Below are 13,341 nucleotides of genomic sequence, written 5' to 3'. Positions count from 1 at the left end.
ATTATGCACAGCCTGTGGACAACAACTTGAACCGCGTGGGTCGGCCTGACTACCGTGGCTGAACTCCGGATTCTTTTCCGCCGGTCTTCCCACCCCGTCCCGAGAACCACATATTCGTGGGACCAGCGAGAGAGCGTGCCCTGTGGCTGACGTACCTGCCGATCTTGCCGCAGTGTGGCCGCGAGTGCTGGAGCAGCTCCTCAGGGAGGGCCAGCAGGGCGTGGAGCCCAAGGACAAACAGTGGATCGAGCGCTGCCAGCCACTCGCACTGGTGGCCGACACCGCGCTGCTCGCCGTGCCAAACGAGTGGGGCAAGCGGGTGCTCGAAGGCCGCCTCGCCCCGCTCATCAGCGAGACCCTGAGCCGCGAGTGCGGCCGGCCGATCCGTATCGCCATCACCGTCGACGACTCGGCCGGCGACCCCGTGCCGCTGCCGCACCAGCAGAATCGCTACCAGAACCCGCAGCACGACGACGGGCGCGATCCCCGCGATCCCCGTCACGACGACCCTCGGTCGGACGACTCCCGGCACGACGACATGCGCCCGGACGGCGGCTACCACCCCTACGGCCGCCGCCCCTCCGACGACGACGGCATGCCGACGGCCCGTCCCGCGTACCCCGACTACCAGCAGCAGCGCCCCGACCCCGGCGCCTGGCCCCGGACGCAGGAGGACCTGTCCTGGCAGCAGCAGCGGCTCGGCGGCTTCCAGGACCGTGACCCGTACGCGACCGCGCGCCCGCAGCAGCCCCAGCACGACTACCGGCCGCCGCAGTCTCAGGACGGCCGGCCGTACGAGCAGCAGCGCCCGGAGCGGCACGACCTGGACCCGCAGCAGTCGCGGCACGGCGGCCGGGGCGGGGCGACCGGGCCGCTCGGCGCGCAGGCATCGCCGCCGCCGGGACCCGGTGAGCACCACGCACGTCTCAACCCCAAGTACCTCTTCGACACCTTCGTCATCGGTGCGTCCAACCGGTTCGCGCACGCGGCGGCCGTCGCCGTCGCGGAGGCCCCGGCCAAGGCGTACAACCCTCTCTTCATCTACGGCGAGTCCGGACTCGGCAAGACGCACCTGCTGCACGCCATCGGCCATTACGCGCGCAGCCTCTATCCCGGCACGCGGGTGCGGTACGTGAGCTCGGAGGAGTTCACCAACGAGTTCATCAACTCCATCCGTGACGGCAAGGGCGACACCTTCCGCAAGCGCTACCGGGACGTCGACATCCTGCTCGTCGACGACATCCAGTTCCTGGCGAGCAAGGAGTCGACGCAGGAGGAGTTCTTCCACACCTTCAACACGCTCCACAACGCGAACAAGCAGATCGTGCTGTCCTCTGACCGGCCGCCCAAACAGCTGATCACGCTGGAGGACCGGCTGCGCAACCGCTTCGAGTGGGGCCTCACCACCGATGTGCAGCCGCCGGAGCTGGAGACGCGGATCGCGATCCTCCGTAAGAAGGCCGTGCAGGAGCAGCTGAACGCACCCCCCGAGGTGCTGGAGTTCATCGCCTCGCGGATCTCCCGCAACATCCGCGAGCTGGAGGGCGCGCTGATCCGGGTGACGGCGTTCGCCTCGCTCAACCGGCAGCCGGTGGACCTCGGGCTGACCGAGATCGTGCTCAAGGACCTCATCCCGGGGGGCGAGGACTCGGCTCCCGAGATCACCGCGGGCGCCATCATGGCGGCGACGGCCGACTACTTCGGGCTGACCGTGGAGGACCTCTGCGGCTCGTCCCGCAGCCGGGTGCTGGTGACCGCGCGCCAGATCGCGATGTACCTCTGCCGTGAGCTGACCGATCTGTCGCTCCCCAAGATCGGCGCGCAGTTCGGCAACCGTGACCACACGACGGTGATGCACGCGGACCGGAAGATCCGCGCGTTGATGGCCGAGCGGCGCTCCATCTACAACCAGGTCACCGAACTGACCAACCGCATCAAGAACGGCTGACCGGGTCGCGGACGCCTCCGCGACCGCCTTCAGAACGCCTCAGGGCGCTTCGGGACACCGTCCCGGGGCGCCCTTCGTCATGTCCGGCTCACGTCCGGCCGGTCATCGGGGCCCGGCCCGCGCTCAACCACTGTTCGAATAAGGGGTGTCGAGGCCGGCTTCTCCACAGAAAGCGGCCCGATCTCCCGTCCACACCCTGGGGATGGATAAGTTGTCCAGACTGCGTCCACAGGCGGGCCGACCGGAAGTCGATCATGCCAGGTCAGACCCCTGGGGATTTGTGGCCAACTTTCATCCACAGCCTGTGGACAGTTTTTTCGCCCACAGGCACGGGCTCCGGTTGTCCACCGGCGGCCCACAGGCAGCGGCCTGTTGCCCACAGGCTCGACCCGCTTCTCCACATCGCTGTCCACTGTTCGGCAACAGAACACGACTGTTCACCGTGTCGAGTGAAAGGCGTCACACCGAGGTCGCCTCGGACCCTGTGGGGAACGTCGCAAAAGCTGGGGACGACCCTGGGGAGAAGTCGGGGTGTCCTGTGCACCGCATGTGCAGAACTTTCGGCCGTCCACAGAGCGACGGGGTTGTCCACCGTCGGCGCCCACAGGACCGGTGGACAAAAAAGTGGGCTTGACCTGCGAAAACAACGTTATCCACGGAATCCACAGGCCCTACTACTACTAACACCTGGAGTTACCTGGGAATCTGCTTGGAAGTGGGTGCTGTGCACAACTCGGTGCCGGAGCACTCCGGCCCGGCAGTCGTGACTTGACCCCGAGCAGCACCGAGTGTCGGTGCCGTACGTCAGACTGGTCCCCGGCAACCTCACCCTGCCCATGGCGGAGTGAGCTCATGCCGACGACGAAGAAGGCCGGCACGGCGAGTCAGCAACAGCAGGAGGCGGTTCCGGTGAAGATCCGGGTGGAGCGCGATGTACTGGCGGAGGCGGTGGCCTGGGTGGCCCGAAGCCTCCCGGCCCGTCCGCCGGCGCCCGTTCTTGCGGGCCTTCTGCTGAAGGCCGAGGAAGGCGCGCTCAGCTTCTCCAGCTTCGACTACGAGGTCTCGGCCCGGGTCTCGGTGGACGCCGAGGTCGAGGAGGACGGCACCGTCCTCGTCTCCGGCCGGCTCCTCGCCGACATCTGCCGCGCCCTCCCCAACCGGCCGGTGGAGATCTCCACAGACGGTGTACGGGCGACGGTGGTCTGCGGCTCCTCGCGGTTCACACTGCACACACTGCCTGTGGACGAGTACCCGGCACTGCCGCAGATGCCGACCGCCACCGGCACCGTGCCCGGTGAGGTCTTCGCCTCCGCCGCCGCCCAGGTGGCCATCGCGGCGGGCCGTGACGACACGCTCCCGGTGCTCACCGGCGTACGGATCGAGATCGAGGGCGACACGGTCACCCTGGCCTCGACCGACCGCTACCGCTTCGCCGTCCGCGACTTCCTGTGGAAGCCGGAGGTCTCCGACATCTCCGCGGTCGCCCTGGTGCCCGCCAAGACGCTGCTGGACACCGCCAAGGCCCTCACGAGCGGCGACACGGTCACCCTGGCGCTCTCGGGCTCAGGTGCGGGCGAAGGGCTGATCGGCTTCGAGGGTGCCGGCCGCCGGACGACCACGCGGCTCCTCGAGGGCGACCTCCCGAAGTACCGGACGCTGTTCCCGACGGAGTTCAACTCGGTCGCGGTGATCGAGACCGCGCCGTTCGTCGAGGCCGTCAAGCGTGTGGCGCTGGTCGCCGAGCGCAACACCCCGGTGCGGCTCAGCTTCGAGCAGGGTGTGCTCATCCTCGAAGCCGGTTCCAGCGACGACGCACAGGCTGTGGAGCGGGTCGACGCGAAGCTCGACGGCGACGACATCTCGATCGCCTTCAACCCGACGTTCCTGCTCGACGGCCTCAGCGCCATCGACTCGCCCGTCGCGCAGCTCTCCTTCACCACCTCCACCAAGCCCGCGCTCCTCAGTGGGAAGCCGGCGCTGGATGCCGAGGCCGACGACGCGTACAAGTACCTGATCATGCCGGTGCGGCTGTCGGGCTGATCGCGTCCCCGCCGGGCCTTCGGGCCGTCCCACCAGGCCCGGCGTAGGCTCGGGCCGGGGCCGTGCGGCACTGTCGCCGCCCGCCCCGTGCCTGAACGATTGTCGGCTCAACGCTTAAGGAACCACTGATGGAGCTCGGTCTCGTCGGCCTCGGCAAGATGGGCGGCAACATGCGCGAGCGCATCCGCCGCGCAGGCCACACCGTCATCGGATACGACCGGAACGCGGACGTCGCGGACGTCCACAGCCTCGAAGAGCTTGTGGGCAGGCTCAAGGGCCCCCGGGTCGTCTGGGTGATGGTCCCGTCGGGTGCGGCGACGCAGTCGACGATCGACGAGCTGGCGGGGCTGCTGTCCCCCGGCGACGTGGTCGTGGACGGCGGCAACTCCCGCTGGACGGAAGACGAGAAGCACGCGGTGCAGCTCGGCATCAAGGGCGTCGGCTTCGTCGACTGCGGTGTCTCGGGCGGTGTCTGGGGCCTCCAGAACGGCTACGCGCTGATGTACGGCGGCGACGCGGACAACGTCGCGAAGGTCAAGCCGATCTTCGACGCGCTCAAGCCCGAGGGCGACAAGGGTTCGGTCCACGCGGGCAAGGTCGGCGCCGGCCACTTCGCGAAGATGGTTCACAACGGCATCGAGTACGCCATGATGCAGGCCTACGCCGAGGGCTGGGAGCTGCTGGAGAAGGTCGACTCGGTCACCGACGTCCGCGAGGTGTTCCGCTCCTGGCAGGACGGTACGGTCATCCGTTCCTGGCTGCTGGACCTGGCGGTCAACGCGCTGGACGGCGACGAGCACCTCGACGCCCTGCGGGGTTACGCCGACGACTCCGGCGAGGGCCGGTGGACCGTCGAGGCGGCCATCGACCACGCGGTGCCGCTGCCCGCGATCACCGCCTCGCTGTTCGCCCGGTTCGCGTCCCGGCAGGACGACTCGCCGCAGATGAAGATGGTCGCCGCGCTGCGCAACCAGTTCGGTGGCCACGCGGTCGAGCAGGCGGACGAGAGCACGCCGGGCAAGCCCGGTAAGCCCACCAAGCCGGCCGGTCCCAAGAACAAGAAGTAGCCCTTCGCACTCGCGGAGGGGCGCAGGGGAGGTCGGTCACGTCCATGCATGTCACGCATCTCTCGCTGGCCGACTTCCGTTCGTACGCCCGGATCGAGGTGCCGCTCGATCCGGGCGTCACCGCGTTCGTGGGGGCCAACGGCCAGGGGAAGACCAACCTGGTCGAGGCCGTCGGCTATCTCGCCTCGCTCGGCAGCCACCGGGTCTCCTCGGACACCCCGCTGGTGCGGATGGGCGCCGAGCGCGCGGTGATCCGGGCCGCCGTCACCCAGGGCGAGCGCTCGCAGCTCATCGAGCTCGAACTCAATCCGGGCCGTGCGAACAGAGCCAGGATCAACCGGTCTTCGCAGGTCAGACCACGTGACGTACTGGGAATAGTACGCACGGTGCTGTTCGCGCCGGAGGATCTGGCGCTGGTGAAGGGCGATCCCGGTGAGCGCCGCCGCTTCCTCGACGAGCTGATCACGGCGCGCTCCCCCCGCATGGCGGGCGTGCGCTCGGACTACGACCGGGTGCTCAAGCAGCGCAACACCCTGCTGAAGTCGGCGGCGATGGCGCGGCGGCACGGCGGGCGCGGGATGGATCTCTCCACGCTCGACGTGTGGGACCAGCATCTGGCCCAGGTGGGCGCGGAGTTGCTGGCGCGGCGCCTGGACCTGATCGAGACGTTGCAGCCACTGACGGACAAGGCGTACGAGCAACTGGCGCCCGGCGGTGGGCCGGTGACGCTGGAGTACCGTTCCTCCTCCGCCGAGCCGGAAGGGTCGGGCGCGGAGGCGCCGCGTTCGCGCGAGGAGTTGTACGCCCGGTTGATGGCCGCCCTGGCGGGGACACGCAAGCAGGAGATCGAGCGGGGAGTCACGCTGGTGGGTCCGCACCGGGACGAACTGCTGCTGAAGCTGGGCCAGTTGCCGGCCAAGGGGTACGCGAGCCACGGCGAGTCCTGGTCGTACGCGCTGGCGCTGCGGCTGGCCTCGTACGACCTGCTGCGCGCCGAGGGCAACGAGCCGGTGCTGGTCCTCGACGACGTCTTCGCCGAACTGGACGCGCGGCGCCGGGAGCGGCTGGCGGAGCTGGTGGCGCCGGGCGAGCAGGTGCTCGTCACGGCGGCGGTGGACGACGACGTGCCGGACATTCTGGCCGGGGTGCGGTTCACGGTGGCCGACGGCACGGTGGAGCGGGCATGAGCGGCCCGGACAGGCAGAACGAGCGGGACAGGTCCGCGAGGACCGGCGGCGCGCCCGCCGCGCTGCCCGACCCCGCGGCCGCGGCGGCGCCCCTCGAGTCGTCGGGCGTCGACCTGGCGCGGGTCGCGCTGCGGGCGGCGAAGGAGCAGGCGCGGGCCCGTGGCGCCGCGGCCCAGCAGAAGAAGCACGTCAGACGGGGCGGTGGCCTGCGGTCGGGCTCGGGGGCCGACGGCCGCGATCCGCTGTCGCTGGGCGCCGCGATCAACCGCCTGATCACCGAGCGCGGCTGGGAGACGCCCGCCGCTGTGGGCGGTGTGATGGGCCGCTGGCCGCAGATCGTCGGTGAGGATCTGGCCAGGCACTGCGTACCCGAGCGGTACGAGGAGGACGAGCGGATCCTCACGGTGATCTGCGACTCGACGGCCTGGGCGACGCAGCTGCGGCTGCTGGCCCCGCGGCTGGTGGCCCGGCTGAACGAGGACCTGGGGCACGGCACGGTGAAGGTGATCAAGGTGCGCGGCCCGGCCGGTCCGCCGCGGCGCTTCGGCGCGCTGCGGGCGCCCGGCAGCAAGGGCCCGGGGGACACGTACGGCTGAGCGCGACCGTACGGCCCCGGGCGGGTGTCTCGCGCCGGTCGCGTACGGCTCCCGGAGGCGTACGCCGGGGCCCGAGCCCCGCCCGCCGTGGCCCGACACGTTTCCTCCGGTTTCGCCCCTCCTCCCCGTACGGCTGACCGGGTCGCCCCGCCGTTGACCTCCACGCCGCCCGGAGCCCCGTCGACCTGCCCTCCGAGGCGCCGATACGACCCCAACAGCCTCTCCACGGGCCCCACTTCACACGCGTTCCCCGGCACCGCCCCGGGCCCTTCCGGGGAGCCCTGTGACCTCGTCGTACGGCTGCGGAGTGTGAGGTGTCCCTCACGGTAGCCGGAGGTTGACAGCCCGAAGCGCTCAAAGCCCGTGTGAGCCTCTTGGAGCCCCTTCCCGAATATGGGGAGTCGGCAGCCGCTGGTTCAGGGCGGCACATGCGGACTCAGGTACCGGCAAACCCCCATTCGGGTCGCCGCTACCGGTAGACTGATGGAGAATCCCGCCTCGCAGGCGGGACTCGCCTTCCAAGACTGTCAAACACTGTCGCAAGCCGAACGACGCAGCCGCTCCCGCCTGTCCGGAGAACGGCCTGTGCTGTGCCAGAAAGGGCGCTTCGTGGCCGATTCCGGCAACCCCAACGAGAAGACTCCGTCCGTAGCCACCGGTGAGAACGGTGAGGTGACGGGCTCGTACAACGCCAGTGCCATCACGGTGCTGGAGGGCCTGGACGCAGTCCGTAAACGTCCCGGTATGTACATCGGCTCGACCGGTGAACGTGGGCTTCATCACCTGGTGACCGAGGTCGTCGACAACTCCGTCGACGAGGCCCTGGCCGGCCACGCGGACACCATCGACGTCACGATCCTCGCCGACGGCGGCGTACGCGTGATCGACAACGGCCGTGGCATCCCCGTGGGCATCGTCCCGTCCGAGGGCAAGCCGGCCGTCGAGGTCGTGCTGACGGTGCTGCACGCGGGCGGAAAGTTCGGCGGCGGCGGCTACTCCGTCTCCGGCGGTCTGCACGGCGTGGGTGTCTCCGTCGTGAACGCGCTGTCGTCGAAGGTCGCCGTCGAGGTCAAGACCGACGGCTACCGCTGGACACAGGACTACAAGCTCGGGGTGCCGACGGCGCCGCTGGCGCAGAACGAGGCGACGGACGAGACGGGCACGACGGTCACCTTCTGGGCGGACCCCGACGTCTTCGAGACGACGGAGTACTCCTTCGAGACCCTGTCGCGGCGCTTCCAGGAGATGGCCTTCCTCAACAAGGGCCTGACCCTGAAGCTGACCGACGAGCGCGATTCGGCGAAGGCCGTCGTCGGCGCCGATGTCGCGGGCGCGGACTCGGCCGAGGCGGCCGGCGAGGAGCCGGTGCGCACCGTCACGTACTACTACGAAGGCGGCATCGTCGACTTCGTGAAGTACCTGAACTCCCGCAAGGGCGAGCTGATCCACCCCACGGTCATCGACATCGATGCCGAGGACAAGGAGCGGCTGCTCTCGGTGGAGATCGCGATGCAGTGGAACTCGCAGTACAGCGAGGGGGTGTACTCCTTCGCGAACACGATCCACACGCATGAGGGCGGTACGCACGAGGAGGGCTTCCGCGCGGCGATGACCGGCCTGGTCAACCGCTACGCGCGCGAGAAGAAGTTCCTGCGCGAGAAGGACGACAACCTGGCGGGCGAGGACATCCGCGAGGGTCTGACCGCGATCATCTCGGTCAAGCTGGGCGAGCCGCAGTTCGAGGGCCAGACGAAGACCAAGCTCGGCAACACGGAGGCGAAGACCTTCGTACAGAGGATCGTGCACGAGCACCTGACGGACTGGTTCGACCGGCATCCCAATGAGGCGGCCGACATCATCCGTAAGTCGATCCAGGCCGCCACGGCCCGGGTCGCGGCCCGTAAGGCGCGGGATCTGACCCGTCGCAAGGGCCTGCTGGAGTCGGCGTCGCTGCCGGGCAAGCTGAGCGACTGCCAGTCGAACGACCCGGCCAAGTGCGAGATCTTCATCGTCGAGGGCGACTCGGCCGGCGGCAGCGCGAAGTCCGGTCGCAACCCGCAGTATCAGGCCATTCTGCCGATCCGCGGAAAGATCCTGAACGTCGAGAAGGCGCGGATCGACAAGATCCTCCAGAACACGGAGGTGCAGGCGCTGATCTCGGCGTTCGGCACCGGTGTGCACGAGGACTTCGACATCGAGAAGCTCCGCTATCACAAGATCATTCTGATGGCGGACGCCGACGTCGACGGCCAGCACATCAACACCCTCCTGCTGACGTTCCTCTTCCGCTTCATGCGCCCGCTGGTCGAGGCGGGCCACGTGTATCTATCGCGTCCGCCGCTGTACAAGATCAAGTGGGGCCGGGACGACTTCGAGTACGCGTACTCGGACCGGGAGCGCGACGCCCTGGTGGAGCTGGGCAAGCAGAACGGCAAGCGGATCAAGGAAGACTCGATCCAGCGCTTCAAGGGCCTCGGTGAGATGAACGCCGAGGAGCTGCGCATCACGACGATGGACGTCGACCACCGTGTGCTCGGCCAGGTCACGCTCGACGACGCGGCGCAGGCCGACGACCTGTTCTCGGTGCTGATGGGTGAGGACGTCGAGGCCCGGCGCTCGTTCATCCAGCGCAATGCCAAGGACGTCCGCTTCCTCGACATCTGAGTCGGTCCCCGCTGACCGCTTCGAAAGGATTTTGACCAGCAATGGCCGACGAGAACACTCCTGTGATGCCCGAAGAGGTGCCCGCCGTGGAAGGCGTCGGCATGCGTGTCGAGCCCGTGGGGCTCGAGACGGAGATGCAGCGCTCGTACCTCGACTACGCGATGTCCGTCATCGTGTCGCGTGCGCTGCCCGACGTACGGGACGGTCTGAAGCCTGTCCACCGCCGGGTGCTGTACGCGATGTACGACGGCGGCTACCGGCCCGAGAAGGGCTTCTACAAGTGCGCCCGCGTCGTCGGTGACGTCATGGGCACCTACCACCCGCACGGCGACTCCTCGATCTACGACGCGCTGGTCCGTCTCGCGCAGCCGTGGTCGATGCGGATGCCGCTGGTGGACTCCAACGGCAACTTCGGCTCTCCCGGCAACGACCCGGCCGCCGCCATGCGGTACACCGAGTGCAAGCTGATGCCGCTGTCGATGGAGATGCTCCGGGACATCGACGAGGAGACCGTCGACTTCACGGACAACTACGACGGCCGCAACCAGGAGCCGACGGTCCTGCCGGCGCGCTTCCCGAACCTGCTGATCAACGGCTCGGCCGGTATCGCCGTCGGTATGGCCACCAACATCCCGCCGCACAACCTGCGGGAAGTCGCCGCGGGCGCGCAGTGGGCCCTGGAGCACCCGGAGGCCTCGCACGAGGAGCTGCTGGACGCGCTGATCGAGCGGATCAAGGGCCCCGACTTCCCGTCCGGCGCGCTGGTCGTGGGCCGCCGGGGCATCGAGGAGGCGTACCGCACGGGCCGTGGCTCGATCACGATGCGCGCGGTCGTCGCGGTCGAGGAGATCCAGAACCGGCAGTGCCTGGTCGTCACGGAGCTGCCGTACCAGACCAACCCCGACAACCTCGCGCAGAAGATCGCCGACCTGGTCAAGGACGGCAAGGTCGGCGGCATCGCCGACGTCCGTGACGAGACGTCCTCGCGTACGGGGCAGCGGCTGGTGGTCGTGCTCAAGCGCGACGCGGTCGCCAAGGTCGTGCTGAACAACCTCTACAAGCACACCGACCTGCAGACGAACTTCGGCGCGAACATGCTGGCGCTGGTGGACGGCGTGCCGCGCACGCTGTCGATCGACGCGTTCATCCGCCACTGGGTGACGCACCAGATCGAGGTCATCGTCCGGCGCACGAAGTTCCGGCTGCGCAAGGCCGAGGAGCGCGCGCACATCCTGCGTGGTCTCCTCAAGGCGCTGGACGCCATCGACGAGGTCATCGCGCTGATCCGGCGCAGCGACACCGTCGAGATCGCCCGCGGCGGCCTGATGACGCTGCTGTCGATCGACGAGATCCAGGCGAACGCGATCCTGGAGATGCAGCTGCGCCGGCTTGCGGCGCTGGAGCGGCAGAAGATCGTCGCCGAGCACGACGAACTCCAGACGAAGATCAACGAGTACAACGCGATCCTGGCCTCGCCCGAGCGGCAGCGGCAGATCGTCAGCGAGGAACTGGCGGTGATCGTCGACAAGTTCGGTGACGACCGGCGTTCCAAGCTGGTGCCGTTCGACGGTGACATGTCCATCGAGGACCTGATCGCCGAGGAGGACATCGTCGTCACCATCTCGCGTGGCGGCTATGTGAAGCGTACGAAGACCGACGACTACCGCTCGCAGAAGCGCGGCGGCAAGGGCGTGCGCGGTACGAAGCTCAAGTCGGACGACATCGTCGACCACTTCTTCGTGTCGACGACGCACCACTGGCTGCTGTTCTTCACGAACAAGGGCCGGGTGTACCGGGCGAAGGCGTACGAGCTGCCCGACGCCGGCCGCGACGCGCGCGGTCAGCACGTGGCCAACCTGCTGGCGTTCCAGCCGGACGAGAAGATCGCGCAGATCCTCGCCGTACGGGACTACGAGGCGGCGCCGTATCTGGTTCTGGCCACCAAGGCCGGTCTGGTGAAGAAGACGTCACTGAAGGATTACGATTCGCCCCGTTCCGGTGGTGTGATCGCGATCAACCTTCGTGAGACGGACTCGGGCGCGGACGACGAGCTGATCGGTGCCGAGCTGGTGTCGGCGGACGACGATCTGCTGCTCATCAGTCGGAAGGCGCAGTCCATCCGGTTCACCGCGACGGACGACTCGCTGCGCCCGATGGGGCGGGCGACATCGGGTGTGAAGGGGATGAGCTTCCGCGAAGGGGACGAACTGCTGTCGATGAATGTGGTGCGGCCCGGTACGTTCGTGTTCACTGCTACTGACGGCGGCTACGCGAAGCGAACCAACGTCGACGAGTATCGCGTCCAAGGACGTGGCGGCCTCGGTATCAAGGCCGCGAAGATCGTGGAGGACCGCGGGTCGCTGGTCGGTGCGCTGGTGGTGGAGGAGACGGACGAGATCCTCGCCATCACCCTGGGCGGCGGTGTGATTCGCACGCGAGTCAACGAAGTCAGGGAGACGGGCCGTGACACGATGGGTGTCCAACTGATCAACCTGGGCAAGCGCGATGCCGTGGTCGGCATCGCTCGTAATGCCGAGGCCGGTCGTGAGGCTGAAGAGGTCGAAGGGGTTGTCGGCGAGGATGCCGACGAGGCTCCGGTGACCGATGGAGCCGCGCCTGCCGAGGACGCTGAGGGCACCCAGCCCTCGGTCGCGGAGCACGAGGAGTAGACAGCGTGAGTGGAGCCACGGGCGCCGGATCGGCCGCTTCCGGAGCGAGCGGTGCCCGTGGCCCTGCCACGGACTCCCAGGGGGTTACGGTGACCGACACCCGGGGGCAGCAGCCCCCCTACGAAACGTACGGATCCGAGCAGCCGCAGCAGCAGGCGGCGCAGCCGTACCACCCGCCGCAGGCGTATCCGACGCCGTCGGGCGGGGGGACACAGGGCGGACAACAGCGATCGGCCGCACAGCCGTCGCAGGCCCAGCCGCACGTCACGCTTGGTCAAGGACAGGGGCAGGGCGTGGCGGCGGGTCAGCCGGGACAGACACAAACGGCCGGTGGCCGACAGCCCACGGCGGCGGGCGTACGCCTGCCGCGCACGGGGGCGCGTACGACTCCGCGTACGCGTAAGGCGCGGCTGCGGGTGGCGAAGGCCGACCCGTGGTCGGTGATGAAGGTCAGCTTCCTGCTCTCCATCGCGCTCGGCGTGTGCACGGTCATCGCCGCGGCGGTGCTGTGGATGGTCATGGACGCGATGGGGGTCTTCTCGACGGTGGGCGGGACGATCAGCGAGGCGACGGGCTCGAACGAGAGCAACGGCTTCGACCTGCAGTCGTTCCTCTCGCTGCCGCGAGTGCTCATCTTCACGTCGGTGATCGCCGTGATCGACGTGGTGCTGGCGACCGCTCTGGCCACGCTCGGATCCTTCATCTACAACCTGTCGGCGGGCTTTGTGGGCGGCGTCGAGCTGACGCTCGCCGAGGACGAGTAAGAGGCCGAGCGAGAGGGCGGGTGCGGCCCCCTTATCGATTTTGGGACTGGCCCTGGAGTGCGCTAATCTTCAGGGGCAGCGCGGGGCTATAGCTCAGTTGGTTAGAGCGCATCCCTGATAAGGATGAGGCCACAGGTTCAAATCCTGTTAGCCCCACCAGAGTTGAACGTGCTGGCCGGAAGCCCGGCAGATCTCAGGATCTGCCGGGCTTTTCGCATGTGCTGATTCTTCGGGGCCTGTTACTGGTCCGTGACTTGCCGGTGCCCACTCGGCGGGCGGGCCCAAGGTGTGGGTTGGGCCTGGGGTTGGGCCTTGGGGCCCATGCCGGGGGGTGTCGTGCCGCCGTATGTTTCTCATGTCGCCAGCGGGACCGGCCAGGAGGAAGCCGGAGACGCGGGTGGCACCA

8 protein-coding genes and 1 tRNA gene are annotated in these 13,341 nt (G+C 68.5%); all 9 read left to right on the top strand.

Features of this window, described 5'->3' with window-relative positions; translation table 11 throughout:
- Positions 1 to 142: 142 nt before the first annotated feature.
- Positions 143 to 1,948: a chromosomal replication initiator protein DnaA gene (dnaA, locus tag P3L51_RS11360; protein ID WP_354605009.1), complete on the top strand. Its 1,806-nt coding sequence runs from the start codon at positions 143 to 145 to the stop codon at positions 1,946 to 1,948.
- A 909-nt stretch (positions 1,949 to 2,857) separates the two neighbouring features.
- The gene (dnaN, locus tag P3L51_RS11355) at positions 2,858 to 3,988 is read left to right on the top strand and encodes a DNA polymerase III subunit beta (RefSeq protein WP_078079617.1); all 1,131 of its coding nucleotides are present in this window, start codon (positions 2,858 to 2,860) and stop codon (positions 3,986 to 3,988) included.
- Positions 3,989 to 4,116: 128 nt separating this feature from the next.
- Positions 4,117 to 5,055, top strand: a complete 939-nt coding sequence (gene gnd / locus P3L51_RS11350) for a phosphogluconate dehydrogenase (NAD(+)-dependent, decarboxylating) (protein ID WP_354605008.1) — start codon at positions 4,117 to 4,119, stop codon at positions 5,053 to 5,055.
- Positions 5,056 to 5,099: 44 nt separating this feature from the next.
- Positions 5,100 to 6,242, top strand: coding sequence for a DNA replication/repair protein RecF (gene recF / locus P3L51_RS11345; RefSeq protein ID WP_354605007.1), 1,143 nt, complete (start codon positions 5,100 to 5,102; stop codon positions 6,240 to 6,242).
- Positions 6,239 to 6,838 (top strand): DciA family protein, encoded by a 600-nt coding sequence (locus P3L51_RS11340; RefSeq protein ID WP_354605006.1) that lies wholly within the window; start codon positions 6,239 to 6,241, stop codon positions 6,836 to 6,838. Before recF ends, P3L51_RS11340 begins: the two co-directional genes overlap by 4 nt.
- Positions 6,839 to 7,423: 585 nt before the next feature.
- Positions 7,424 to 9,502, top strand: coding sequence for a DNA topoisomerase (ATP-hydrolyzing) subunit B (gene gyrB / locus P3L51_RS11335; RefSeq protein ID WP_354605005.1), 2,079 nt, complete (start codon positions 7,424 to 7,426; stop codon positions 9,500 to 9,502).
- Between the two features lie 41 nt (positions 9,503 to 9,543).
- Complete coding sequence (gene gyrA, locus P3L51_RS11330) at positions 9,544 to 12,171, top strand: DNA gyrase subunit A (protein WP_354605004.1); 2,628 nt, start codon at positions 9,544 to 9,546, stop codon at positions 12,169 to 12,171.
- A gap of 89 nt (positions 12,172 to 12,260) precedes the next feature.
- Positions 12,261 to 12,935: a DUF3566 domain-containing protein gene (locus tag P3L51_RS11325; protein ID WP_354605003.1), complete on the top strand. Its 675-nt coding sequence runs from the start codon at positions 12,261 to 12,263 to the stop codon at positions 12,933 to 12,935.
- An 82-nt stretch (positions 12,936 to 13,017) separates the two neighbouring features.
- Positions 13,018 to 13,094: transfer RNA gene (locus P3L51_RS11320), tRNA-Ile, on the top strand.
- Positions 13,095 to 13,341 lie beyond the last annotated feature (247 nt).

The organism is Streptomyces panacea (assembly GCF_040560175.1).
GTDB classification, from domain to species: Bacteria; Actinomycetota; Actinomycetes; order Streptomycetales; family Streptomycetaceae; genus Streptomyces; species Streptomyces panacea.
This window is presented reverse-complemented; position numbering and strand designations above follow the sequence as displayed.